The sequence below is a fragment of the Mesorhizobium sp. M0047 genome (genome assembly GCF_040323315.1).
Classification (GTDB): Bacteria; Pseudomonadota; Alphaproteobacteria; order Rhizobiales; family Rhizobiaceae; genus Mesorhizobium.
Genome location: NZ_JAMYUW010000005.1, coordinates 1 through 23,417 on the forward strand (window position 1 = coordinate 1; position 23,417 = coordinate 23,417).

Genomic DNA, 23,417 nt, shown 5'->3' on the forward strand with positions numbered 1-23,417 from the left:
GTCGTGCAGAAGCGACGGCCGCGGCCGCGCTGCTCGGGGCGACGCTGCGCTTCCTCGACTTTCCCGACGGCGACCTGGTGGCCGATGCGGCGTTGATCGGTGCGCTGAAAATGCTGATCGGCGAGACCGGGCCGGATCTGGCGATCACGCATGCGCCCAACGACTATCACGCCGACCATCGCGCGCTTTCCGACGGCATGCGCATCGCGGCCTCGTTCACAGTCCCGGTGCTGCATGCCGACACGATGGGCGGCACCGGTTTTTCGCCGACGCATTATGTCGACATTTCCGCGCATGCCGACATCAAGGCCAAGGCGATCCGCAAGCATCAGTCGCAGGATCCCGAGCGCTTCGTCGACGGCGCGCGAACGCAGAACCTTTTTCGCTCAGGCCAGTGCAACGGCGCGCCAGGTTCATTGGCCGAGGCGTTCCGCTTCGAACCTATTTTCCCGTTCGCCGACATCCGCGAACTGCTGCCGCCGGCGCCGCCGATCCGGAAGGTCATGGTGAGCACCAAACAAGTCGACTGACCGGCGCGACGGGACTAGTCATCCACCGACCACTGACCCCGACCGCCGGCACCGTTGATCACCTCGAAAGGCCGAGGCTGCCGCTCCGGGTCAACCGTATTGTCAAGTCCAGACACAAGCCGATCTCCGATCCCAATGCAGAACCGGCAACCTCACAGATCACGACCACTCCCGAAAGGTGGCCCCACAACAGCGCTCTGATGTCCGCTGTCTCGCGCGTATGGGCCTTCTCTCGAACCCGCAGCGCGTCCACTTCGGCCTGGAAAGTGCTCCGATCGACGATTGCGAGGGCCCCCGGATTTTCATACGCAATGTCACTCATAATCTTCTCCTTATCGCGCGGCGTACCGAGCGACAACGTCGGCCACGCCGCCTAGATTGTCGGCCACAACGCAAGGGCTGGCGTCCGGGATCACTGCAGTCTCGATGTGCGTCATGCCCTTCGCCCGGTAGCCATCCACGAAGGTTTGCTGATGGGCGGCGAAGAATGACTTCTCGCCCACAGCGACCACGAGAGGCGTGGAATTCGGCGCGGTCTGGGCGGTGTTCCAGTCTCCGTCTTTTGGGGGACGTCCGGTAGAGTTTCGAACGCAGCATGTATCTGCGGTGCGCCATAGGCTTTCACGTAATAAGCCGGCTCCGCCGGACTGAATTGTCCTTGATCGTAGCACCACCCAGGAAGGCGGACTGGCGTCCATCCACCAGCTTTTCTGCAAGGTGGTCCGGTGTCCGAATGAACCCGATGTGCCAGAAGCCTTGGTCGATTTTTCCCAGCCCGTAATGCCGGGGACCGGGACAGAATCATCGCTCCCCGTAGATCGTCTGGAAAGCGGCGCACATAAGGCATAGCTGGCCACCGCATCTAGGTTAGGGTGTGTCCAGGCCAATGCTTTCTCAATGATTCAATCGTTTGTCACCTGGCTACCATTGTCGCAATTCGCAGGTCAGAGGGAGACCGATAGACCCCCGTCGACCGCCAAAACATGTCCGTTGACGTAGGCGGCAGCGTTGGACGCGAGAAACACCACAGCTCCACCGAGTTCCTCAGGTTGAGCCCAGCGGCCAGCAGGGGTTCGTGCCTCGACCCATTTGGTGAAGGCCTCGTCGTTGATGAGCGCGGTGTTGAGCTCGGTGGCGAAATAGCCGGGGGCAATCGCGTTGATGGTGATGCCGTGACGGCCCATCTCGGCGGCAGTCGAGCGTGTCAGTCCATGCAACCCCGCCTTTGCCGCCACATAGGCGTGAATGGTGGGGCGGCCAAGGATCGCTGCGACCGATCCAGTGTTTATAATGCGCCCGAATTTGTTCGGCAGCATCAGGCGCACCGCCTCGCGCATCATCCGGAAGCAGGCCGAAAGGTTGACCGCAATCACGCGGTCGAAGTCCTCGTCCTCCCATTCGACCAGCGGACTGCGATGCTGGATGCCGGCGTTGTTGACCAGGATATCGAGGCGGCCGTGGCGTTCGACGATCCCCTCAAGCGCCGCCCTTGAGGTCGCCGCGTCCGCAACATCGAACGGCAAGGCTTCGGCCCCGATTTTTTCCGCCGCCGCGCAGAGGGTGTCCATGTCGCGCGCATTGACAATTACTGTTGCGCCGTTTTCCGCAAGCGCCTTGGCCATAGCAAAGCCGAGGCCACGCGAAGCACCCGTCACCAATGCGACCCGGCCCTTGAGCGAGAACATTTCCGACATTGAAAGCCCTGGAGCAAGACAAGATGACAATGCTGCAGTCTAACCGCATCTCGCTCCAAGGAAAGGGCGGGAGTTTCCTCCCGCCCAAAAGCACTATTTGGCGACGCAGGTATCGGCCGTCTGCGGCGTGCAGACGTCGAGGCCCGTGTAGGTCGGGTCGGACGGGGGCGCCTTGCCGTCCTTCATGTCCTTCAGCGCCATCATCGTCTTGTAGCCCATTTCGAACGGCCGTTGGCCGACCTGGCCGAGCGAGAGCCCTTCCTTCATCTGGTCGATCTGGACGGGAAGCGTGTCGGCGACGACAAGGGCCAGCGCTTTCGAGGCAATCTTGTCCTTGTACGGTGCGACTGCGGCGCGGTTGGCATCAGGAATGAACTGCGGGAAGCCACCCGTTGGGATGAATGCGTCGAGGTTCGGATTTTTCGCCATGATGTCCTCAAACTGCTGCACCGAAAGCGGAAAATCATCGTTGGTGTAGAGCGGACAGCCTTCGATTTCGGTCCAGCCATTCTGGCCTGTCAGCCGGTCCCCGGGCGAGGCCGCCGATTTGGTGCCCGAAAGCGTATCGCGAATACCCTGCATGCGTTCATTATGGTTAGCCGCCGCTGCGCCGCCCGATTGGATGCAGATCGTGCCGCCTTTGGGCTTGACCTGCATGGCAAGCTTGGCAAGGTTCACGCCGATCTCATAATTGTGAGTGCCGATATAGGCGACGCGAAGCTCCTTGTTCTCGGGTAGCAGGTCGGAGTCCCAGGTGAGGACCGGGATGCCGGCTTCCTTGGCGGCCTGCAGCGCAACCGCCATCGCCGCGGCGTTCGATGGCGAGACGGCAATACCATCCACCTTCTTGGCCACGAGATCCTGCACGATCTGCACCTGCTCGTCGCCGCCGCCATGCTCGCCGGGGCCGATATACATGCATTCCAAGGCGCCCTTCGATTCGGCTTCGGCCTTCTTGCAGCCGTCGCGTGCTTGGTCGAAGAAAGGATTGTTCATGTTCTTCGGTACCAGGGCGAAGGTATATTTCGCCTGGGCGCCGGAAACGGCGAGCACCGTTGCGCCAAGCGCCACGGCCGCCATCAGTAGACTTTTTTTCATTTTGACGTCTCCTCCTAGCTGGAATGCCCCGTAGGCCTCCCGCCGGCGGGGTTTTCTAGCGGCCTTTTTTGGGCATCAAGACTGCCAGCCAAGCGGCGAGAATCGATTTGCCGCCGGTTTGCATGCCCAAAAGAACCGCGAGAACGATGAAGGCGCCGACGAAGGCGCCTTGCCAATTTGAATCGATGCCGGCCATCAGCAGCGCATTCCTGATCACTTCGAGGAACGCCGAACCGATGATCGCCCCGAAGGCCGTGCCGGCTCCGCCCATAAGGCTGGCTCCCCCGATGACCGTCGCAGCGATCACGCGCAACTCGTAGCCCTGGCCCATGGCATTGATGGCCGAGCCGTTGTAGCCGAGGAGCAGGAGTGAGGCGACCGAAGCGGTGAAGGCCGAGAAGACATAGGCCTCGAATTTGATCCAGTCGACCGGGACGCCGGTGAGCCGCGCCGCCTCCTCATTGCCGCCGATGGCGAAGAGATGTCGGGCCCAGGCAGTGAAATTGAAGACGAAACCGACGATCATGGCCAGAATCACCATGGTCCAGAACTGTGATGACAATTCTGGTATCCAGTGCGGCGCCCAATCCTGCGGCCCATGCAGCGGCCATCTTGCCTGACCGATCCCCTTTACGATCGGAGCATCGGGCCCGAATTGGTAGAGCATCTGGTTGGCGGAGAATACGACCGCCAGCGAACGCGCCGCGGACAGCATGCCGAGGGTGACCACAAAGGACGGCATTCCGATATAGGCGACGAAGAAGCCGTTGACCGCGCCGCACGCCATACCGGAGAAAAGGCCGACGGCGAATGCAATGTACCAGGGATAGTGCCAGGTCAGGAACAGGCCGGCGACGATGACCACCAGGCCCATGATCGAGCCGACCGACAGATCGATGCCGCCGGTGATGATAACCACCGTCATGCCGAGCGCCATGATGCCGAAAGGTGCGAAGTTGCGCGTGACATTGGCAGCGTTTTCGGAGGTGCCGAAGCTCGGCTCCATCATCGTCATCAAGGTGACGAGGGCAATGAGCGCGATCGTCACCCAGAACGGCTGACTTGAAAATACATGTTGAAGCGCCGTCTTTTCCTTGGTCGGGACAAAGTCCGACATGGCCGGTCGGCTGGTTTCCGGGGCCGACTCCCTAACACTAACGGATTCGCGAGCACTATTCGCCACGGATGGCCCCCGTTATCAATCCGGTGATTTCCTCGGGCGACGTATTGCCGGCATCCTTGTCGGCAACCTTCGAGCCTCGCCTGAGCACAATGATACGATCTGCAACGGCGAAAACGTCAGGCATGCGGTGGCTGATCAACATGACGCCGACACCTTGCGCTTTGAGGCGCCGGATCAATTCGAGCACCTCTGCCACCTGGCGTACAGAGATGGCGGCGGTCGGTTCGTCCATCAACACCAGCTTGGCGTTTGAAAGCCGGGTCCGCGCGATGGCGACCGCCTGGCGCTGCCCACCCGACATCTTCCTGACCAGGTCGCGCGGCCGGGTTTCCGATTTGAGTTCCCTGAACAGCGCTGCCGAGCGGTCGATCATCGCCTGCTTGTCGAGCACCCTAATCGGCCAGAAGCCCTTCTTCATCTCGCGGCCAAGAAAGACATTTTGCGCGGCTGTCAGATTATCCGCCAGCGCCAGGTCCTGGTAGACGACTTCAATTCCCTTGGCACGGGCCTGAACGGGTTTATGGAAGTGACAAATCTCGCCGTCCACGACAATTTCGCCGTCGTTCGGCGGAAAATTCCCGGCGACTGTCTTGACTATCGTTGACTTGCCGGCGCCGTTGTCCCCCATCAGACCCACGACTTCACCCCGCTCCACCTGGAAGCTGACGTCCGTCAGGGCTTGGATGGCCCCAAAATTCTTGGAAACGTGACGAACCTCAAGCACCGGCATCGCGGTCCTCCCCGGACAACATTTGCCAATTTTGTCCCGGTGTTATGCAAGTCAGCTAATCAGCGAAACGCATTCAACACAATGATTATTAGATCGGCGCATCAGATGGCAATCTCCCTCTGCTGCACGATCTCGATGCGGCGATATCCCAGGATCGGCTTGGTTACACCCTCATTTGGCGGAATGTAAGCCGGGTTCGCGTTATCCGAGACCGATGCAGAACCTGGCTGTCAATCTGCGGATCGGCCCGGAGACCGACATCCTGGTCGAAGACTTAAACGTTGTGTTGGAAGAATTGCGGGCGGCCGCCGAAGAAGTGGTGCAATGCCCATCCGTTGCGATCCGGCGCTTCAGGAAGCAGGCTGCTGCTGGCAGGCGTCACCGGCGGCAACGCTGGAGGTCCCGGTTGCGCGGCTAGGAGGCGATGGCGACGATCTAGTGCGGGCGCGAGCTAACTCTGGTGTCTCTCGGCAAAGAAAGCCAGCACAATCAAGCGAAATCGCAGCCGCGCCCCCTCGAAGCACCAGTCCGCCTTCGGCCCCATCCCACCCGAGTCAGTACCTGGGCGTTCCTCCATGGCCAATCATGGCCGAAGCAGAAAATGGGACATTGACGCTATGACCCGACCGCTCCCGATCGCCGGACGTGGAACGCGGGCAAGAGGTTGGAACGAAACGCCTCTGAAATCCCGACAGCTATGGGCGATCCGGTTCTTTCTCGATCGAGAGCGGCGATTGTGCGATCGAGCCCTCTTCGATCTAGCAATCGACAGCAACTTGCGCGCGACCCAACACGCGGGGCCGGACAAAACACTTGCCGTGGTAGCCGCTGGCATTTCCGGAGATCTGGCCCGGTCACTCGCGGCTATTCGGAAGGGAGGCAACCGGGAACGGAACTTTATTCAGCGTCTTTGAGCGCATGCTGGCGCAGGCTGGTTGATCCGCATGGGCAGTCTGAACAGCGACGTGGTCCAATAGGAAGCCAATTGCGCCCATGAGTACTCTAGCCCCCGCCAAGGGTCAAAGCTCGCGGCGAGCAAAGCTGCGGCAACCGGCCGATAGGCATGCGTGTTTTGCCGAGTGCAGCACAAAGCCGCGGCGCGCGCTTCACGCCTTTGGGGGAAGGCGGCCACTGCTCGAATATTGGGTTGGAACCTTTGCCTCTCGTTTCATCCTGAGCTGATCGCGCTTGCCGGCGATGCGGTGGAGGTCCCCACCCTTGACCTTGCCATTAACCTGCTTCCAATCCTTCGACGCGGTTCCAGTCCATGATGGCAAACTCCTTCGTTTCTCTGGAGCGACAACCTCGATTGGAAGTCGATTTTTCACTCAGTTTTGATGGAACATTAGCCGTCCCTAAAGGTTTGATGCATGCGGCAGGTACCTCCATCGCCTGCTGAAGATCGTTGTTCCTCCTGAGCGGCCCGCGCTCTCCCACAGAGGCGCGGGCTTCAATTGCGCTGCGATGGGATGACGGTCACAACCCACGTCGTCGGACCACCAGGGCAAGGCCAAGGCGCTGGCCATGCCAAAGGAGATCGGTGCCAAGGTGCGGGTCGAGCAGATCACACCGAAGGTGAAGAAGCGGTAAGGCCCGTCTGGCGAGGCAATGGAACATTAGATTTAGCTAATAGTTACCTTGGCGGCAGGGGTCACCAAAGCTCTGCAAGCCTCGCGATTCCCTTAGGGACGACCCGCTGCTGCCGTCAACGGAGCGACAGCGCTCAAACCGGGAGAAGTATCATGCAACGGTTTATATTCGCATCAATTGTAATCGCTTTGTCGGCTGGCCCGTCGTTGGCACAAGCCGCCACGCCCGTTCAACACAAACACGGTATCAGGACGAATTATGGTGCGGCCGGCGGCATGAAGCTTGACCCCACCATAACGGGCGGCACATCGAAACCGAATGCGGTAAAAGATTGTGCCGCCGACCAGCAGACCGGCACCGCACAGCCCACTGGTCAGGCGACACTCGACGCCAAGGGCGCCGCCCCTGACCAGATGAAAGAAACTGCTGCGGGCTGCAGAAAGTCCCCGCCGCTTCGCCAATGAAAGGAATCGAGATATTATGTCCGAAGCGGCTCGAGTATGTGCCTAGTCGCGGGTCTGGATTAGGTTGTAGCGAGCTTTCCGACGGATTTTCGGCCAATTTGGCGAATCTCCGAACTTTTAGCTAAAGAGACTTTTTGCCGGCTCATGGCAGCGATCATTTTGTGATCGCTCGGCCATGCCTCACACCAATCGCATAATCGGCCCTGCTGCTTCGGAAGCGCCGCGAGCCAGCCCAACCGAGGTCGACTGCTCTGGAGCTGCCTCTTGGTGTCAAAGGCGTCGATTGAGGCAGAGCACTCGCTGCGGCAGTGCTCAATATGTTTATGAGCGCTTTGTTTCAGGAGACCTCGTTTTCCGGGTTGCGGAACTATTTCAGCGCCAGCTAATTAAATGACGAAGAGGCCGGCTTGGGTGCGGACGAGTGCAGGAATATCGAGTTGAGATCATTGTCAGTTTTGTAGTGGTGTCGTCCTTCCTAGCCATGGACATCTTACCGTTCAAAGTGGCCGAGAAGCATTCAGGCCGGCCAGTGACGCTGAGGCGCAATGAGGAGAATTGGATTCGCGTCACCGAGACAGGCGGTCAGAAGCGAACGTTTTCGTACGTGGTGCGGGGCAAAGCATGACTACGCGCGGCATCAACTTCCTTGATCGGTGGATCGCGAACAACATCCCGGAGAAGATCCAGACGTGCGTCATCTCTGTCGACGAGTTGACACACAAGCTGATTGCTGATGCCCGCTTCCTCGGGATTAGGCGTGACCTCACGACGCTACGCGGCGAGCACAGGCTTCGGCATGCGTCGGTGCAAGAGTTCAGGGAACATGAGCAAGCGCGGCAATGATTTTCTTTATCATTGGATCTCTGATCATTTACCGAACGATCCTATCGTCGACCCAGTGCTCCTGGTGATCGACATGGCCGTGGACGCGAAGCAGGCGGCGCAGAGCCAAGGAATTCCCGCCCAAGAGATCGATGAAGAAATTGGCAAGATGTACGAATTCATCATGCAGGGCTTACGCTGAGAGGAGCAGCCAAACAGCACGAAGCGGAACTTAATATCGCCGGGCAGATTGGTTCACCATGGACGCAGGACGAAATCCCGAGCGACTGATGCCAACCCCGCCGCCGAGATGGCAGTACCGCAAGGGCGTATTGCTACTGGCCGCTGCCTTGTTGCTTGCACCGGGTGCGTTCGCGATCTGGTGGGCCATCTTTCGATGAGCACGCGCAGGGTCAACTTTCTAGACAAATGGATGGCAGAACCGACGATCTCGTGGCCATCAGCGACCTTGCAGACGAGGCGATGAAGGCAGCCGACAGACCGTCGACGAACCGACGAGCTGTCTGTGATGAACTAGCCCGCCGGTGTCATGCGCTGGTCGGACAGCCCTACATCCGGGCAAACTTATCTAGAATGCAGGCTATCCGAAGGCGAGGGCGTACGATTCCAGTTCGAATGATCGGGTTAGTTCCTGATCTTCTTCGACCACGTGGACGAACCATTCGCCGCAGCTTCAATCACTTCGCTGCAAGGATGACCCTTGCGGTTATCTCGCTATCCAAGGCTGGGTACAAATCGTGCAATTCGTAGTGAGCGCAACTTGGCTGGAAGCCGACTTTCGATAGCGTCATGGCCGGTTTGATCATCTACTGGCCAGCTCCGGAACATTTAGGCGATCCTGGTAGTTCCCTTGACGGCAGGTGCCCAACGCTCCTGCAAGTCCCTTGATCCTGGGGCGGCCCGTCGCTGCCGTGAATGGGGCGGCGGGCGTTCTTGCACCACATGCCGACTTGGTGATGGTCTAGGAAGAGCTTGCCGGCGAGATCGAGGGTGCAACTCCTGCCAACGACGAATGCAATATATTCGCTTGTCGCGTAACGTCGGCATCTTGGGGATGCCTATCCGTGGGGAATTCGAATGAGAGTAGTTGTGTTTGCGCGGCAATCGAAATCGCTTTCGAGTGCTATCGCTGCTGCCAAGGAGAAGAAGGTGGTTGTCGGTGACGCTGCCGCTCTGTGCTCTAAACAACATTCGGCCAAGAAGCCAGTGTCAGAGCTGGACTGCAGTTTGACTGGAACCGCCAAATTGCCGGACGGAGCAACACCGGAAAAGCCGCGCCTCGGACACGACACCAATCCATGGGTCGTAACTGGATTTTAGAGCCGGGTTGATCTAACCGCCGGCTACAGCTTGTCCGCCAAGCCGATGGCAACGCCCGTCAGCATCTTGCCACCAACTTGTGAGGGCAATGGGGCGGACAGGGCGCCACACGTCTGCACGGGGCTCCGAGGGCTTTAGATAGGTCATCGAAGATCATGTCCATGGAAAAGAGCCTGGATCGGAAGGAGGAACTTATTGCCCTGAGGTGCTTCGGTGTGGCACCCATTCAGTGCATGTTCCCACGACGAGACTGCCAGCTGCCGAGGGATGGCGGGCATTTTAGCGCAGACTAACGGAACAAGTTCCCGCTTCTGAAGTTTTGAAGCGGGAAGCCCCCTTCGAGCTTCCGCAGCCCGTCTGGGCCCACCGGGGCAAAAAGGGCTCCGAGGCGGGCTGTTTTGCGCAATCTGGGCGGTCAATCCATGCTTTCCTTCGCTTCGACGGAACGGCGCTTTGCACCAGGCGCACAGTGTCCGCCTCGACTGTAACGGGGCCGCCAAGGTTCACATCAGTTATCCTCGTCTATCCTGGTGACGTCGCCGATCAACTCGATCGGCTGGCCTTTCTTCACCTTGGTCGTTGGGTCGATGATCGAATGCCGGAAATTGTAGGCGTTCGGTTGAGATCGAGACGCTGACCCAATCCTCCGTGACCCGCCACCGCAGGTCGCCATGATCGCCACTTCGTCCTTGATCCCGCGAGCCATAGAACCGGTTCTGGGGCGGCCGATGCCTATTCAAAGACTGCTAATATTCAGTCGCGCCTCTTGGCACCCAGGTTACATCGAGGAATATAATCCTTTCGTTGCGGCGACCCTTAAACGGAGATCGCCATGTTCCAGAGGACCCTCGCCGACACCTTGGCCGCCCGCGAAACGGTCCGCATCACTTGCGGCCATCCCGCGTGTTGCGAATCGACCCAGCTCGACATCCAGGCGCTGATCGATCGGCTCGGCCCGGATCATGGCTCAATGCACTGGGATCTGGTCGGGCGCTTTGTCTGTTCGGATTGCAAGGCAGATGGTCGCGATCGCCGGCCGGTGTTCTTCACCTTCGTGCCCGACTATCGAGGCCGAGACGAAGCACGCACCAGGCGTGTTCCGAAGCCGACTTTCGGCCGCATGTGAAGGCGCTGGCGAAGGTCGGCACCTGTTAGGGGCCAGCGCTGCCAATAGGTGGGCGCCAGGCGCGCGGGACGGCGAATTTCGATCGAACCCCGAATGTGAATATATATTCGCCTGTGCTACATTAGTTAACGCGAAAGAAAAGGGGAGTTTCGACAATGTCTACATCACGTCGTGCACTGCTTTCCATGATCGGCGCAACTGTCGCATGCGCCGCCATTTCTGGCATTGCCTCTGCTATAGGAGGCGGCAAGGGTGGCAAGGGTGGCAAGGATGGCGCGATGGACACTGGCTCCGGCCTGGTTCCAGCGAGCGGAACCAGCCCAAGGCAAGTAAAAACTTTCAAATCTTTCCAAGGCAAGGCATGCAACCGCGATTACAAATCGGTTTGCCCAACGACGCCGATTGGCAAATGTGATCTTCAAAGCAAGATGGGGCAGTTGTCACCCGCCTGTAGAACTTTCGTTGAACAGCATCGCTGAAAACAGAAGCACGACCCGTCAGCGTGCTCGAGGAAATCACGCCGGAGCCAACGTTTATTGTGCTGGCCGGATGCCCTTCCCATTTGAATCCATTCGGCCGTATTGTGTGTCAAAGGCCCGCTGCTCTCCCCCGAGGCAGCGAGCGTTCGTTTTCGGCCATGTGTGCCGCTAGGCCTCGCCGGCAGCACCAGCACCACAATCGCGAATGCTGCCATCAAGAGGCCAGGCGCACATGGTGACGATGTGGCGCTACCTGTAGTGCCAAACGGCGCCAGCGAACCTCGAGGCGGCGAGAGCGGCGCTGCAGAGTTGGACAGCGCTCAACAAACGAGCAAGCTCTTGAAGAGCGTCCAGCGTGCAAGTGCTTGTTGGCCGTGTTGATTACGATAACAGCCTCGCCGAGCTTACTGCCGTCATCGAATAGCGCGCAGTTGAGCGGTGTTGATTAGGTTCTGCTTGGCGTTGAAAGACAGTTGGCGAAAGACTTGCTCGTGGATGACGATGGTAGGCGTACTGCGGAGCATCGCGATCTTGATCGCCCCACGGCAATGGCCCCGCAGAGCCGGAGCGACGTTTCGCGGATGACTGCGAGAGCGTGACCGCCAGTGGGAGTATCAACGCCCGGAACGATATAAACTCCCATGCATTTAGCTAGGTCGTTCAAACACTCTTTCGTCTGGGAGCTGGATCGTTGTAATCCGGAGGCTGCGATTTGGCCGACCAGAAAACCGGTGAAGTTTGCATTGTTGACCTGATTCCCGCCCTGCGAGCTTTCGCGCGGACCTTCTGCCGCATTCCCGACGATGCCGACGACCTGGTGCAGGAGACGCTGACGAAGGGTCTCGCGAACATGGACAAGTTCGAGCCCGGCACGCGCATGAAGTCCTGGCTCTTCACGATCATGCGCAACACCTACTACACCCACGTCAAGTTCGCGGCCAGGGAAGCGCCTGGCCTGCTTGACTGCGCTTCCTCGAGGCCGGTTTCGGAAGCGACGCAGGAATGGACCATACAAAGCAAGGAGGTTCAGGGCGCCATCCAGAGGCTGCCTGAACACCAACGCGAAGTCTTGATGCTGATAGGCGTTCTGGGCGTCAGTTATGAGGAGACAGCCGAGATATGCGGCTGCGCGGTGGGCACGGTGAAAAGCCGGCTTAACCGCGCTCGCGCGAACGCTCTCGAATTTCTTGGAGAGAGTTCGCTGCAGACATTGATGGAGAGGCGAAATCAGCTATCGGACGGTCAACGCCACATCGAAGCGGATAGACGCTTCTAGTTGAAACGTTGCGCCAGCCTTTCCACGAGCGCGCTGCATTTGGCCTGCGTGCAGGGCGAAGCATACCCGCGTCTCGATATTGGGGGCGGGGGAAAGTTCCAGAAGAACAACTCAGCTGTCCTCTCCGACCAGGGCACGTGTCGATCACGCTCACAGAGACGGTGCTCGGATACGTGATTGGTACCACCCTCGGCGTGGCGGCCGGCGTCTGGCTAGGGCTTAGCCGTGCATCCTCGACCCGTTCATAAAGGCGCTGAACGCCATCGCCGCGCGGTGCTCGCTCCTATCTTCGTGCTCTGGTTCGGCCTCGGGCTGTGGTCGAAGGTGGCGCTATCGCTGACGCTGGTGTTCTTCATCACCTTCTTCAACGCCATGCAGGGCGTGGGGGAAGTCAACCCGGTGGTGCTGGCGAACGCGCGGATCCTCGGCGCCAAGCGCTGAAGCCTGCTGACCCACGTCTACTTCCCGGCCGCGGCCAGCTGGATCCTATCGTTGCTGCGCACCTCGGTCGGCTTCGCGGAGGTCGGCGCGATCATCGGCGAATATCTTGGCGCCTCTGCCGGCCTTGGCTGTCTGATTGCCCAGGCGGAAGGCAATTTCGATGCGGTCGGCGTCTTCGCCGGCATTATGATTCTCGCGATTTTTGTGCTGATCATCGACCGCATCCTCGACATCGCCGAGGCCCGTCTGATCCAGTGGAGCCCGCATTCGACCGAGAGCCGGGCCACCTGATGCGTGCGCACGGCCGGTCGGCAATGATGCCGGCCGGCGACCAAGGTGACGACGGAACCGAGGTTAGCCGGGCGCTTGTTGCCGCGAGCGTCTGAGCCTGACGTGATCGCTCCAACGACCTCGGCAAATTCGTAAATTGACAGGTCAAACGACCGAACCACGTCGCGTCATTTGGGGAGAATGGCAATGCCGGCATGCTTTATGGGTCGAGCTTGCTCGGCCACGTCGACTTCCCCGCGTCCAAGGTGCTTCGGCCGAGCGACGGGCCCACTCAGCCGCCGCAGCTTCATGACCGCGCTCAGACAGTATGAGATTCTTGCAGTTGAGGAGGGGTTCTCCGTAACTCGGGTTGCGAAGCTCGAATCATAGGAGAACCCCATGCGGGTTTTTGGCCTGCCCGGTCATATTATAGGCAACGCCGGCCGGGCGTCGCGGCTTCTCGGCGCGAAGCCCCCAACAATCGAAGCAGAAAGAAGACGCGACGCGGTGGCGCGATGGCGGCGCGCGATGCGGGACGGGCTGGATGCCGGGCAGGCAGCGCGGGCGGTCGGCGTGCCGCGTTCGACCCTCTATCGCTGGGAAAGCGCACCCGAGCCGAAGAGCCGGCGTCCGCACCGGGTTCGCGCCAACGGCTGGAGCCCGACCTTGCGCGCCGAGGTCGAGCGGCTCAGGCTGGACTTTCCTTTCTGGGGCAAGGACAAGCTCGGTCCTGTGTTGCGTAAGGCCGGCTTTGCCGTCTCCAACGGTACTGTCGGCCGCATCCTGAAGAAGCTGGTCGAGCGTGGCCGGGTGACGCCGGTGCCCGAACTTATCCGCAAGGCCGGCCGCAAATCGCCCCCAAAGACCAGGCCACACGCCATCCGCAAGCCGAAGGACGTTTGCTTCGAAAAGCCCGGCGATGTCATCCAGATCGACACGCTGACCTTGACCATCGCGCCGGGTCGAACCGTCAAGCACTTCGATGCCTATGACGCCTTCGCCAAGTGGACCGTGGCGGAGCGCGGGCACTTCGTTGCCTACCATTTTAGCAGGTGCTAAGCTTTGCTACGGCTTCTTGCATCCTCAACAAGAATGCCGTAGCGGCTGACGCGGCAATGCTCACCGGCACCTGCGTCGGCCGTTTACCTTGCGGCTGAATGCCCCCGGCGCCCTAAGCGGCCTGTCCTGCAATCTGGCCGAAGCCCAAAAGCGGCGGACTCCCTTCTCTGTGACCAACTGCGTGCTCAGTGACGGGCTTTCATTTTCGGTCAAGCCCTTCCACGGTTTCGACGATCGGCTTTACCACGGCCTCGCCTCTGCGAACCGGTTGCGGTTCACAGCACATTGTCGGGCATAATCTGGCAATCCCGATTATCTGTCGAGAAATCGCCTGCCGGGCTTGTCAGCGAGTCGGGGCGCGATAATTTTTGTTGGGAGGGGATCTTCAATCCACAGGAGACGACCATGAAACATCAAACCTTAAATCAATTGCAGACAATCGCAGAAGTGGAACCCTTGTCGACCTACCCGATCATGACCCGGCAACAGCGCATCGAGCGCTGGGCAGAGCTGCTTGCAGAACATCCGGAGCGCCGCCTGAGAGCGCTGATCGGCACCGAACGTCTGAAGCGGAAAGACCGCGAGGCAGTACGCTGTGAAGGCTCGCCAATTACAGTGGCTTTCGAGGATTCAGTACTGCGTGCGTTGGGCCTGAAAGATGACACCTATGGGGAAGCAAAGCGCTTCTTCGAACTGACCGACTGGCAATTGCACGACGTGGTCTGTAGTTGTCATGTCGGGACTATGATGACAGGGCAATGGGCTGCTGCAAGAGTCCGCCGGACAATCGGTGGCAACAGATTTCTTAATTGGCTCAGACAGAGAATGTGGCACTGAGGTCGATAAGACTGCGACAACCATCGGAGGTTATCTCGGAGAGCGGCATTCCTTCATCCTGCGTGCTTTGCGACAAACTTTCAGCAGCCTCGCTGTCTCGTCGCGGGAAACCGCCCACAGCTCTGCATCAGCCAGCCGCTCTCCCTCGATGCAGCGGGCCTTGGTGTTAGGCGCCAGTTCGGCTCGCCGCTCAGTTGACTTTACATCAAAAACGACGATGCGATCTTTGACCTTTGACCCGTCGAAATGGGCAGTCAATGCGCGGGTACGCAACAGCGGTCGCCGAGGCCAGGAAGACGTTGGCATGGCCGCAACGTGTTCGACCGGCCGCGGGTCGTAGTCCAATCAAAGGCCGCAAGGATCAACTTGTGCGGATTGTGTTTGCCTTGCCGTGATCAATCTTCGTCAACCGCGATCTGGCCTCTACCACGCGCCGCTGCGCAGCCCGTATCCTGTTGCAGAGCGCGATATTGATGCCGACGCCGCAGTTTTCATCCAGCATCTCGTTGGCATTTTCGAGGGCAAGCTCCTCTCGGTTAAGTCGCTGTCGGGCTCGCGCCAATTCCATATCCAAAAGTTTCATTATTCCGCGTCCATTACGGCCCCTTCGATTGGTAAACCGCTTGCGATTGCCTTTGGTTCCCTGCTGTTCGTGAGAAGCCCTGACGGCCCTGGGCCTCACTGTCCAATCGTCGGCCCTGTCGTGCCGACAAGATCTCGACGATCCCCCGCCGGTCGAGCAGGAGGTCATTATCCGTAGCGAGCCCTTGGCGTCCCTACTCGTGCCCGATATCGGCCGACGCGCGGCTGCGTGTTTAGCGCCGCAGTCAGTAAAGGCTCGGCGACGCCAGCAATGCAGCAATGACAAAACGAATGCGGGCGGGGTATCTAAGGCGCGTGACTTCGCCTCCTACGCTCGCTGCTGCGTGCATTTCGACGAGCAAGTCTAAGTTCAGCAAGGGTTGGTCTCCACCAGCCTCTGAAGCGTTCGCTCGGCCCGGCGGCTGACCGAGCAGGCCATGTGCTCACAAGTTCGGCCAGGGTTGCCGAACGCCACTTGCCCCAAACGAAATCACCTGTCGCAGGCATCGCATGGGGATAGAAGGTGGCTGCGTCAGATAGCTCAACGAGTTCACCGGAAATTTCAGTGAAGACGACTATCCCGTACTGTACGGTTGCGACGGCGCGGCCCAAAGTAGGCAGATCCTGAAGTGGCAACGGATAGCGATGGCGCCGGCGTTCACCAGCCCGCTGTTGTGCGGCTTGATGGGCTGCCGTGTTTCTGGTGGCCGCAAGTCGCCGTTTCCTTTCCTCCGGTTCGGCGTGCTGCGCAGCTTGTTCGATGCTTGGCCAGTGACGCCGGAGCGCCTCATATGAGCGGAATGGAACTCTCCAGGCCCGCAACTCATCGTCCCAACTCGCCCACGGGACAGCACGCAGTTCCTTAAGCACCGTCTTGGAATAGGGCGTGCGAATGCGCAGGTCATCCGCGATTTCCAGATACGGGCTCGATATCGGGTCGAAGGCGAAGGCATCTCGTCCCTTGCTCTCGTCATGGGGCGCCCGCAATGCCGCCTCTTGCTCCAGCCAGCGGTCGATCCGCCGGGCCGCTGTCTTACCGGGCACGAACCAGCTCTTGCGCTCGTCGCTCCACCTGGCACGCGGAAAAGCTTGTTGAAACCGCTCGACCGCCATTCGATCGTACGCAAAGCCGATTTCGGCACCAATTGCATCCTGTTTGTGCGGCGCAGGACGAGCGTTGGGGTCCGTCATTGTAAAATCAACCGAGTTCGCTGCATGCGAACGCGGCGCAGGGCCAAAGGTTCATCAGCCGGGCAAGTCCGCAGGAATATGGCGCCTGAACGATGCCAATGCCCAAGACGGGTGTGAAACTTTCCCCACGCTTGGCAGTTTAAGCAGGGTCCGGGAGGATCAACGATGTCGATATCAGACAAGAATGCGGCTAGAGCCGAGCGGTCGAAAAAGGCTCGTTCGCGTCCCATAAAGGGGGACGCAGAGGCGAGACATGTCATTGAGACACATGATCTGCCAGCAGCGCAGGCGCGGGAGTCGGTACGTCGCTACGGGAATAACTGGCGAAAGATTGAGGAGCTCGCCAAGTCCTTCAAACAGCACTGAGGATCAACAGCCAAGTCTTTCTTGCTCACCAAGAGTTTGTCGAGAACTCGGATGATTCGCATCGCAACCTTCAACCTGAACGGCGTGAACGGTCGCCTGCCCGTGCTCATCAGGTGGCTGGGTCAGAACGACCACGACATCGTGTGCCTTCAGGAATTGAAGACCTCGGACGACAAATTTCCCGCCGAAGCCATCAGGAACGCCGGTTACGGCGCGATCTGGCACGGGCAAAAGTCCTACAATGGTGTGGCCATACTCGCCCGGGGGAGGGAGCCGGTGGAACGTCGACGCGGCCTGCCGGGCGATCCCGATGATACCCACAGTCGGTATATCGAGGCCGAGGTGGATGGAATTGTGGTCGGCTGCCTCTATCTGCCCAACGGCAATCCAGCGCCCGGCCCGAAATTCGACTATAAGCTCCGCTGGTTCGACCGTCTGATCAGCTACGGTAAGCTACTGCTCAGGGAAGGTGTCGCGAGCGTTCTCTGCGGCGACTATAATGTCGTGCCAACGCCGATCGATGCCGTGGTACCACGGCGTTGGCTGGGCGATGCAGTCTACTTTCCGGAGAGCCGGCAAGCCTACGCTGAAATGCTTGGTAACGGCTGGATCGATGCCGTTCGTCGCATCCATCCGGAGAAAGGCATCTACACCTATTGGAACTTCTCCTACCAGGGCGGTTATGATCGGAGTTCCGGCCTCCGGATGGACCATCTCCTCGTCAGCCCACCACTTTCGAACAGGCTACGTGATGCCGGCGTGGAAGCTGACGTGCGAGGTTGGGAAAAGCCGAGTGATCATGCGCCAGCCTGGATAGAACTCGACCTCTCCGCCCAGGTTGCGGGTCATGTCAATCGTGAGACTGGATGATCGTCGCTCCCGGAAGCGAAGCGTTTCTTTGATATCGCGGCGCGGACCACGGCCATCCGGCAAAAGGAACAAAATGCGGGGCCGCCAGTTGAGATTTGTTGAGACAAGAGCGGAGGCGTCCTTACTGCTCTATCTGGCCCCTAGAATCCAACGAGGATAGCCGTGGGTATTCTTGAAAGCGTAAAGAAGGCGGCCGAGCTGGCGACGGGTATTGGCCGACCGAGAACGCAAGAACTCGCGGAACTGGTGAGGTTGAAGAAACCGCTCGAATTTCGGTTCAAGGACGATGGCCTTGTGCCGAACCATCCGTTCTGGCCACTTGTCGTCTATCGTGGCGCCGTGAAGCCGATGGAGCAATTCGACCTCGCGGCCGTGCTGGAAGAGCTTTTCGAGGTGAATGGCTGGCGTGACAGCTGGCGCGACGGTATCTATCACTACGTTCATTATCATTCCCGCATACACGAGGTGCTTGGGGTTGCGCGCGGAACCGGCAGGGTTCGGTTCGGCGGCAAAAGGGGCCGGATATTATCCTTGAAGGCTGGCGACGTGGCCGTTCTACCGGCCGGCACCGGACACCAATGCCTCGGCGAGAGTGATGACTTTCTGGTGGTCGGTGCTTATCCGGCATCGGGCACTTATGACGAATGCACGACAGCCCAGGAACATGAGCGGGCATTGCAAACGATTCCCAGGGTTGGCCGTCCCCGAAAGGATCCGGTCTATGGGAGCAAAGGCCCGCTGCTGTCAGTATGGCCGAAATGACGACGAAGTGCGAACATTGAGACGCAGGAGCGACGCTCTACAGGCGCCGACGGCGACATCCCACAATGGTTCCGGAGTGGTCCGTTTGCGCCAATCCACGGCAGTGCCCCGGTTCTCCATGCTGCAATAGAAATGGTCCCGGCGGACGCGCCGGGACCATTGAAAACCGTCTCAATTCAAGCCGCTTTCAGCTCGGCCGCCCGGTCGTTCACGCCGGCTTCGCCCAGAGACGTCAGGGCCTTGTCTGTAGCTTTCTCCTCCTCGAGGGTCGCGCTCAGAAGTTCAACGATATCGTCCTTGCCAAGGGAGGTGGCCCACGCAATTAAAGTGCCGTAGCGCGCGATCTCGTAGTGCTCGACAGCCTGCGCGGCGCCGACGAGCCCGGCGTCAAGCGACGTCGAACCCTCATACTCCTCAAGAATTTCGGATCCCTCCTCGAGAATGCCGTCGATGGCGGGGCAGGTTTTCCCGCGCGCAGCCGCGCCGAGGATTTCGAAAACCTCCTCAAGCCGTTCCACCTGGGCTTCGGTTTCGACACGATGCTTTTCGAAGGCTGCGGTGACCTGCCCGTCATCCGCGCCCTTGGCCATCTTCGGCAAGGCCTTCAGAATTTTTTTCTCGGCGTAGTAGAGATCCTTGAGACCGTCGAGGAACAGATCCTCAAGGCTCTTGGTCTTCGCACTTGCCTTCTTGGTGGTTGCCATTGCTGTGTGCTCCTTGTTGGCTTGTTTGAAATGACCCGTCGTGGGCTTTTTCCAACTCGGAGAGAAGCTGGCAGTTCCCTTGCCGCCCATTTAAATGAGTCGTCCATGACACTTCGGCGTCAGTTCGGCGTTTGGCCGTATCCATCGTTTTTGGAGGCGCGGCATCGAATGGTTCAGCCTTCAGCCGCGGGCACTCAGCCTCCGGCAACGAACTCACGCGTGTCCATGGCGATCACCGACCCCGACGGGCGCGCGTCCGGCCGCGCAACGAGCCGACAATACCGCGTGGCTGAAAGGCGGCGGCGGCCTCATTTTGAGGCCAGACCCGGGCGCAAATGCGTGCGCACGGCCAACGCCTAAACGTCGAGCAAAACCGTTCCTTGTGGGCGGCTGCAACATGCCAGGACATAGCCGGCCGACTTCTCTTCAGCGTTCAGTCCGCCTAGGTCGTCCATCGCAACTTCGCCGGATAGTTTGGCTATTCGGCACGTTCCGCAAACGCCCTGCTGGCAAGCGGTCGGTATATAGATGCCACAATTCCGTGCCGCCTCCAGCAGGGTCTCTCCAGGCGTGCATTGATACTCCAGGCCCGAGCGGGCGAAACGGACCGAAGACGGAACCGCTGAACCCATTTCCGAACGCGAACCGTTGCTGCCTCCGAAACTCTCCTCGTGATACTGGGCCGGCGGGAGGCCAATTACGTCAAGACAGGCGCGTGCCGTCTTCATGTATCCTTCGGGCCCACAGGCAAAAACGGTGCGCTTGTGGAGATCGGGAACCAGGCTCAGCAGCATCCGACCACCAATTCGGCCGGTTGAACCCGTCCAAGCGGGACCTCCCTGACTGCAAATCAAAGTCACTTGAACGTTGGGAAAGCGAGCGGCAAGTGCTTCCAGTTCCGATCGGAAGACGATGTCGCCTGGCGTTCTCGCACTGTGAATGAAGCGGATCTCCCTGTCATCCGCGCGATCGGTAAGTGCACGCAGCATGGACATAACCGGAGTCACGCCGCTACCGCCCGAAAGAAAAACGGGTTTCTGAGCCGGCAACTCATCAAGATTAAACGAACCGAGCGGCCCTTCGATCTCGATCTCGCTGCCTGGCCTCACATTGTCATGGAGCCAGTTGGAAGCAAGCCCGCCTGGCGTTCGTTTCACCGTGATCTGAAGATCAAGCGGTCGAGTCGGCGGTGATGATACAGAGTAGGAGCGCGTCATCGCGGCACCGTTAATCCTGAGATGCACGAGAACATACTGGCCGGCGCTGAAGCAGAACATCCGATCCGCGGCAGACGTGAGAACGAATGTCTTCACATCGTGCGTCTCGTCGATTACGCGACGGCAGAGCACAACGTCTCGCGTCTTTTGTGTCCATTGCCGTTGACGCAACATGGGCGCGATATCGGATGCTTGGATGGAAGCGTATGCGTTCATTGTTCGGCTCGGCTTTGCGGTCGAGCGAACATGCCAGTTCTTATCCCATAAAACAGCAGTATAAACCCAACGTTATGATCGCCAATTTCGATTAAACTTCCAGCGACATAACGGCGAGATGGAGAGCTCGGATGCCTTTGCGAATGATCGGTTCGTGTTTGCGACGTGCCAGTATCGCCGTGTGAACTGGCTGGTGCAGCGTCGGCGCTCCTTCAACGAGGAACGATGGAAGCTCGGCGGTGAACCGGCGCGCATCATCGCTACGCATGTAGCAAGTGCCGCCCGTTCGCCGAAGCATGATCTCCGCCAGCGTTTCCGATCCGGTCGAAAGTCGACAGATCGCCAATTGAGCCAGCAGCTCCGCGTGCGTTTTCTCCAGCAGAACGGTGTAGCCTGGGCGGATGTAGGTGTCAGGATCAACATCCGACAGCGTTCTGGCGGCAGTCGAAACCATCACATATTCCTCGACCATCAGGTGCTCGTAGGCGATCTCGGGCAAGTAGCGAGGGGCATAAAGCACCGCGATATCGAGGTTTCCCATGCTCAAGTCGCTGACCATCTGGTTCGAGTAATCCGACTCGATATGAATCGAGGACTTCGGAAGGACCTGGCACAGTGTCTCGACCCACCCGGGTAGGACTGAGCGGGTCATGCCCACTTGGGCGGCAACGCGCAAGGTGCCTTCGAAACGGTTGAACGCCCGGACGTCGTGGCGAGCTTGCGACCAGGTCGAGAGCAGAGACCTCGCGTAAGCTTCGAACCGGCGTCCCGCGGCAGTCGGCTCTGCCCCGGCGCGTCCACGCTGGAACAGTTCGGACCCGATTGCGCTCTCCAGGTTCTTGATGCGGGTGCTGATCGTCGATTGGGTCAGGCCCAACCGATCCGCGGTCCGATTGAAATTTCTCGACTCGACGATATCGAGAAAGGTTTCGATGTGATCAAGCTGCATTGAACCCTCGATCGAAAAACTCGATCATATTGGCACGTTTCATAAGCTTGATCAAACGACACCCAAGGCGGAAGCTGCACCAGTCAGCGATCCGGCAGCATCGCCGGACGAGGCTACGGAGCGGAACAAAGTGTTTATAATCGACTGCGATTGTCATAATTACTGGTCAAGCGCCACGGTATTGCAGCCCTACCTTTCCGGCCTCTGGAAGGACATGTTCGTCGAAGGCGAGAAGACAGGTCCCGTTGGGGCCTTCCCGCACGGCCATCGTCCCTGGTTTCATCCGCAGGATTTCTCCCGCAAGGACGTCCGTCCGAAAACCGAAGCCGATAACTATCTCATCATGAAAGAGAAGCACCTCGACAAGTACAAGATCGACGTGGCGATCCTGACGGGTGATGAGCCGATCGAGGCGTCAACCCTCGCCAACCCCTATTATGCCAGCGCCCTGGTCAGCGCCTACAATGACTACCAGATCGATCAGTGGCTGCCGAAGGACGACCGTTTCATGGGCTCGATCATCATCGCGCCACAAGATCCAAAGCTCGCCGCCGCCGAAATACGTCGCCTTGGCAATCACCCGCGCATGGTGCAGGTGCTCGCTTCCCAAGGATCCGTCAAACCATACGGCGACCCGTTCTACCACCCGATTTACGAAGCCTGCGCTGAAGTAGGATTGCCCTTCGCCATCCATCTGGGCGGCCATGGCGGAGTGAATTCAACGGCCATCGCTCCTGCCCCAACGACGTTCTTCTGGGAGACCCACGCTATCCTCCACATGTCGGCAATGTCGCACGTGGCCAGCATGATCGCGCATGGCGTCTTCGAGAAATGGCCGGACCTCTATTTCGTGATTATCGAGTGCGGCGTCGCTTGGGTCCCATCGGTACTCTGGCGCCTGGACGCCGACTACAAAGCGCTGCGCAAGGAGACGCCATGGCTGAAGATGCTGCCGTCGGAATATTGCCGGCGCAACATCCGCTTTTCCACGCAGCCGCTGGAACAGCCCGCAAACATCCAGCATCTGTGGTCCACGCTTGAGGCGATGGACGGCGAAAATACGCTGATGTTTGCGTCCGATTATCCCCACTGGGATTACGACGATGCAAACACGCTGCAGATCCCTCCTGCCTGGAAGAGCAAGATCATGGGAATGAATGCGCTGGAGGTCTACAAGCGCATCCCGCGCGCGCAAGCGGCGAATGCCGCCTGAGGAACCATGTGATGCCCGAAAAGACCTACATCTGCCGCGTCGACGAAATCGAATCCGGGTCTCCCTTTATCGCCAAGATCCGCAGCCTTTCGGTTGGCGTTTTCCGCGTCGGGGATTCATTCCACGCGCTGCTGAATGTTTGTCCGCACCGCGGCGCTCCACTTTGCGAGGGACCGCAGTGTGGAACGACCGCGCCCGTCGAACAGGCGCAATTCATCTATCATCGCGAAAACGAGATCGTCCGATGTGCCTGGCACGGCTGGGAATTCGACATCAAGTCAGGTGAGGCCTTGGTCGATCCGACCGTTCGCGCTCGCACATTTCCAGTCACCGTCGAGGCCGGCAGCATCTATGTGACGGCCTGATTGGCCCAAAGCTGATTGGGATTGGAAAAATCCGAGGAAAGG

The 23,417-nt window shown here is 59.3% G+C and carries 25 protein-coding genes and 1 pseudogene; 15 read left to right on the forward strand and 11 right to left on the reverse strand.

The genetic code is table 11. The features are described 5' to 3' along the window. The coding region (locus NKJ89_RS06015) for a PIG-L deacetylase family protein (protein ID WP_352600788.1) at positions 1-530 on the forward strand (530 nt) is incomplete at its 5' end. Positions 531-588: 58 nt separating this feature from the next. Here the strand turns inward: NKJ89_RS06015 and NKJ89_RS06020 are convergent. The 5 genes from NKJ89_RS06020 to NKJ89_RS06040 all read right to left on the reverse strand — a co-directional run bounded on the left by NKJ89_RS06020 (position 589) and on the right by NKJ89_RS06040 (position 5,235). Then, positions 589-852 (reverse strand): hypothetical protein, encoded by a 264-nt coding sequence (locus NKJ89_RS06020; RefSeq protein WP_352600790.1) that lies wholly within the window; start codon positions 850-852, stop codon positions 589-591. A gap of 622 nt (positions 853-1,474) precedes the next feature. Beyond that, a complete protein-coding gene (locus NKJ89_RS06025; RefSeq protein ID WP_023762761.1) occupies positions 1,475-2,224 on the reverse strand; it encodes a glucose 1-dehydrogenase in 750 nt (249 codons plus the stop codon). Between the two features lie 93 nt (positions 2,225-2,317). Beyond that, a complete protein-coding gene (locus tag NKJ89_RS06030) occupies positions 2,318-3,322 on the reverse strand; it encodes a sugar-binding protein (RefSeq protein WP_352600792.1) in 1,005 nt (334 codons plus the stop codon). A 55-nt stretch (positions 3,323-3,377) separates the two neighbouring features. Continuing rightward, complete coding sequence (locus tag NKJ89_RS06035; protein WP_352600795.1) at positions 3,378-4,439, reverse strand: ABC transporter permease; 1,062 nt, start codon at positions 4,437-4,439, stop codon at positions 3,378-3,380. A 55-nt stretch (positions 4,440-4,494) separates the two neighbouring features. Further along, the gene (locus tag NKJ89_RS06040; protein ID WP_352487523.1) at positions 4,495-5,235 is read right to left on the reverse strand and encodes an ATP-binding cassette domain-containing protein; all 741 of its coding nucleotides are present in this window, start codon (positions 5,233-5,235) and stop codon (positions 4,495-4,497) included. 214 nt (positions 5,236-5,449) lie between these two features. Between NKJ89_RS06040 and NKJ89_RS06045 the strand changes: the two genes are divergently transcribed. The 4 genes from NKJ89_RS06045 to NKJ89_RS06065 all read left to right on the forward strand — a co-directional run bounded on the left by NKJ89_RS06045 (position 5,450) and on the right by NKJ89_RS06065 (position 8,313). Then, the gene (locus NKJ89_RS06045; RefSeq protein WP_352600798.1) at positions 5,450-5,653 is read left to right on the forward strand and encodes a hypothetical protein; all 204 of its coding nucleotides are present in this window, start codon (positions 5,450-5,452) and stop codon (positions 5,651-5,653) included. Positions 5,654-6,977: 1,324 nt separating this feature from the next. Further along, entirely contained in the window at positions 6,978-7,289 is a 312-nt protein-coding gene (locus NKJ89_RS06055; RefSeq protein ID WP_352600800.1) for a hypothetical protein, read from the forward strand. Between the two features lie 621 nt (positions 7,290-7,910). After that, positions 7,911-8,132 (forward strand): DUF768 domain-containing protein, encoded by a 222-nt coding sequence (locus NKJ89_RS06060; protein WP_352600802.1) that lies wholly within the window; start codon positions 7,911-7,913, stop codon positions 8,130-8,132. After that, on the forward strand, positions 8,113-8,313 hold the full coding sequence (locus NKJ89_RS06065; protein WP_352600804.1) for a hypothetical protein: 201 nt from the start codon (positions 8,113-8,115) through the stop codon (positions 8,311-8,313). The genes NKJ89_RS06060 and NKJ89_RS06065 overlap by 20 nt, the downstream gene beginning before the upstream one ends. A 1,647-nt stretch (positions 8,314-9,960) precedes the next feature. Here NKJ89_RS06065 and NKJ89_RS06070 read toward each other — a convergent pair. After that, complete coding sequence (locus tag NKJ89_RS06070) at positions 9,961-10,158, reverse strand: hypothetical protein (RefSeq protein ID WP_352600806.1); 198 nt, start codon at positions 10,156-10,158, stop codon at positions 9,961-9,963. A gap of 126 nt (positions 10,159-10,284) precedes the next feature. Here NKJ89_RS06070 and NKJ89_RS06075 point away from each other — a divergent pair, with 126 nt between their 5' ends. The 6 genes and pseudogenes from NKJ89_RS06075 (at position 10,285) to NKJ89_RS06100 (ending at position 14,940) form a co-directional block, all read left to right on the forward strand. Beyond that, positions 10,285-10,578 (forward strand): hypothetical protein, encoded by a 294-nt coding sequence (locus NKJ89_RS06075; RefSeq protein ID WP_352600808.1) that lies wholly within the window; start codon positions 10,285-10,287, stop codon positions 10,576-10,578. 155 nt (positions 10,579-10,733) lie between these two features. After that, positions 10,734-11,057 (forward strand): hypothetical protein, encoded by a 324-nt coding sequence (locus tag NKJ89_RS06080; protein ID WP_352600810.1) that lies wholly within the window; start codon positions 10,734-10,736, stop codon positions 11,055-11,057. Between the two features lie 712 nt (positions 11,058-11,769). Continuing rightward, positions 11,770-12,333 carry a sigma-70 family RNA polymerase sigma factor gene (locus NKJ89_RS06085; RefSeq protein WP_352600812.1) on the forward strand — a complete coding sequence of 188 codons (564 nt, stop codon included), beginning with the start codon at positions 11,770-11,772 and terminating at the stop codon, positions 12,331-12,333. Between the two features lie 134 nt (positions 12,334-12,467). Continuing rightward, a pseudogene (locus NKJ89_RS06090) lies at positions 12,468-13,065 on the forward strand (ABC transporter permease); the annotation flags it as partial. Positions 13,066-13,443: 378 nt separating this feature from the next. Beyond that, positions 13,444-14,103 (forward strand): hypothetical protein, encoded by a 660-nt coding sequence (locus tag NKJ89_RS06095; RefSeq protein ID WP_352600814.1) that lies wholly within the window; start codon positions 13,444-13,446, stop codon positions 14,101-14,103. Between the two features lie 405 nt (positions 14,104-14,508). Next, positions 14,509-14,940 carry a hypothetical protein gene (locus NKJ89_RS06100; RefSeq protein WP_352600816.1) on the forward strand — a complete coding sequence of 144 codons (432 nt, stop codon included), beginning with the start codon at positions 14,509-14,511 and terminating at the stop codon, positions 14,938-14,940. 361 nt (positions 14,941-15,301) lie between these two features. On the opposite strand, the gene NKJ89_RS06105 is transcribed toward NKJ89_RS06100, so the two are convergent. Next, the gene (locus NKJ89_RS06105) at positions 15,302-15,523 is read right to left on the reverse strand and encodes a hypothetical protein (RefSeq protein WP_352600818.1); all 222 of its coding nucleotides are present in this window, start codon (positions 15,521-15,523) and stop codon (positions 15,302-15,304) included. Positions 15,524-15,828: 305 nt separating this feature from the next. Beyond that, positions 15,829-16,713: a hypothetical protein gene (locus tag NKJ89_RS06110; RefSeq protein ID WP_352600820.1), complete on the reverse strand. Its 885-nt coding sequence runs from the start codon at positions 16,711-16,713 to the stop codon at positions 15,829-15,831. Positions 16,714-17,130: 417 nt separating this feature from the next. On the opposite strand from NKJ89_RS06110, the gene xth reads away from it, so the two are divergent. Continuing rightward, complete coding sequence (gene xth / locus NKJ89_RS06115) at positions 17,131-17,949, forward strand: exodeoxyribonuclease III (RefSeq protein WP_352600822.1); 819 nt, start codon at positions 17,131-17,133, stop codon at positions 17,947-17,949. A gap of 162 nt (positions 17,950-18,111) precedes the next feature. Beyond that, positions 18,112-18,711: a cupin domain-containing protein gene (locus NKJ89_RS06120; RefSeq protein ID WP_352600824.1), complete on the forward strand. Its 600-nt coding sequence runs from the start codon at positions 18,112-18,114 to the stop codon at positions 18,709-18,711. Positions 18,712-18,887: 176 nt separating this feature from the next. Here the strand turns inward: NKJ89_RS06120 and NKJ89_RS06125 are convergent, their stop codons facing one another. The 3 genes from NKJ89_RS06125 to NKJ89_RS06135 all read right to left on the reverse strand — a co-directional run bounded on the left by NKJ89_RS06125 (position 18,888) and on the right by NKJ89_RS06135 (position 21,797). After that, positions 18,888-19,415 carry a YciE/YciF ferroxidase family protein gene (locus NKJ89_RS06125; RefSeq protein ID WP_352601133.1) on the reverse strand — a complete coding sequence of 176 codons (528 nt, stop codon included), beginning with the start codon at positions 19,413-19,415 and terminating at the stop codon, positions 18,888-18,890. A gap of 356 nt (positions 19,416-19,771) precedes the next feature. Further along, the gene (locus NKJ89_RS06130; RefSeq protein ID WP_352600826.1) at positions 19,772-20,848 is read right to left on the reverse strand and encodes an FAD-binding oxidoreductase; all 1,077 of its coding nucleotides are present in this window, start codon (positions 20,846-20,848) and stop codon (positions 19,772-19,774) included. Positions 20,849-20,939: 91 nt separating this feature from the next. Beyond that, positions 20,940-21,797 (reverse strand): LysR family transcriptional regulator, encoded by an 858-nt coding sequence (locus NKJ89_RS06135; RefSeq protein ID WP_023758498.1) that lies wholly within the window; start codon positions 21,795-21,797, stop codon positions 20,940-20,942. Positions 21,798-21,927: 130 nt separating this feature from the next. Between NKJ89_RS06135 and NKJ89_RS06140 the strand changes: the two genes are divergently transcribed. Next, a complete protein-coding gene (locus NKJ89_RS06140; RefSeq protein ID WP_352600828.1) occupies positions 21,928-23,010 on the forward strand; it encodes an amidohydrolase family protein in 1,083 nt (360 codons plus the stop codon). 11 nt (positions 23,011-23,021) lie between these two features. Next, positions 23,022-23,375, forward strand: coding sequence for a Rieske (2Fe-2S) protein (locus NKJ89_RS06145; protein ID WP_352600830.1), 354 nt, complete (start codon positions 23,022-23,024; stop codon positions 23,373-23,375). The last annotated feature ends 42 nt before the right edge of the window (positions 23,376-23,417 follow it).

Bases quoted from the DNA above. Each gene is read 5' to 3' on its own strand.
- NKJ89_RS06020 (WP_352600790.1), bottom strand. From the start codon at position 852: ATGAGTGACATTGCGTATGAAAATCCGGGGGCCCTCGCAATCGTCGAT.
- NKJ89_RS06025 (WP_023762761.1), bottom strand. From the start codon at position 2,224: ATGTCGGAAATGTTCTCGCTCAAGGGCCGGGTCGCATTGGTGACGGGT.
- NKJ89_RS06030 (WP_352600792.1), bottom strand. From the start codon at position 3,322: ATGAAAAAAAGTCTACTGATGGCGGCCGTGGCGCTTGGCGCAACGGTG.
- NKJ89_RS06035 (WP_352600795.1), bottom strand. From the start codon at position 4,439: ATGTCGGACTTTGTCCCGACCAAGGAAAAGACGGCGCTTCAACATGTA.
- NKJ89_RS06040 (WP_352487523.1), bottom strand. From the start codon at position 5,235: ATGCCGGTGCTTGAGGTTCGTCACGTTTCCAAGAATTTTGGGGCCATC.
- NKJ89_RS06045 (WP_352600798.1), top strand. From the start codon at position 5,450: ATGCAGAACCTGGCTGTCAATCTGCGGATCGGCCCGGAGACCGACATC.
- NKJ89_RS06055 (WP_352600800.1), top strand. From the start codon at position 6,978: ATGCAACGGTTTATATTCGCATCAATTGTAATCGCTTTGTCGGCTGGC.
- NKJ89_RS06060 (WP_352600802.1), top strand. From the start codon at position 7,911: ATGACTACGCGCGGCATCAACTTCCTTGATCGGTGGATCGCGAACAAC.
- NKJ89_RS06065 (WP_352600804.1), top strand. From the start codon at position 8,113: ATGAGCAAGCGCGGCAATGATTTTCTTTATCATTGGATCTCTGATCAT.
- NKJ89_RS06070 (WP_352600806.1), bottom strand. From the start codon at position 10,158: ATGGCTCGCGGGATCAAGGACGAAGTGGCGATCATGGCGACCTGCGGT.
- NKJ89_RS06075 (WP_352600808.1), top strand. From the start codon at position 10,285: ATGTTCCAGAGGACCCTCGCCGACACCTTGGCCGCCCGCGAAACGGTC.
- NKJ89_RS06080 (WP_352600810.1), top strand. From the start codon at position 10,734: ATGTCTACATCACGTCGTGCACTGCTTTCCATGATCGGCGCAACTGTC.
- NKJ89_RS06095 (WP_352600814.1), top strand. From the start codon at position 13,444: ATGCGGGTTTTTGGCCTGCCCGGTCATATTATAGGCAACGCCGGCCGG.
- NKJ89_RS06100 (WP_352600816.1), top strand. From the start codon at position 14,509: ATGAAACATCAAACCTTAAATCAATTGCAGACAATCGCAGAAGTGGAA.
- NKJ89_RS06105 (WP_352600818.1), bottom strand. From the start codon at position 15,523: ATGAAACTTTTGGATATGGAATTGGCGCGAGCCCGACAGCGACTTAAC.
- NKJ89_RS06110 (WP_352600820.1), bottom strand. From the start codon at position 16,713: ATGACGGACCCCAACGCTCGTCCTGCGCCGCACAAACAGGATGCAATT.
- xth (WP_352600822.1), top strand. From the start codon at position 17,131: ATGATTCGCATCGCAACCTTCAACCTGAACGGCGTGAACGGTCGCCTG.
- NKJ89_RS06125 (WP_352601133.1), bottom strand. From the start codon at position 19,415: ATGGCAACCACCAAGAAGGCAAGTGCGAAGACCAAGAGCCTTGAGGAT.
- NKJ89_RS06130 (WP_352600826.1), bottom strand. From the start codon at position 20,848: ATGAACGCATACGCTTCCATCCAAGCATCCGATATCGCGCCCATGTTG.
- NKJ89_RS06135 (WP_023758498.1), bottom strand. From the start codon at position 21,797: ATGCAGCTTGATCACATCGAAACCTTTCTCGATATCGTCGAGTCGAGA.
- NKJ89_RS06145 (WP_352600830.1), top strand. From the start codon at position 23,022: ATGCCCGAAAAGACCTACATCTGCCGCGTCGACGAAATCGAATCCGGG.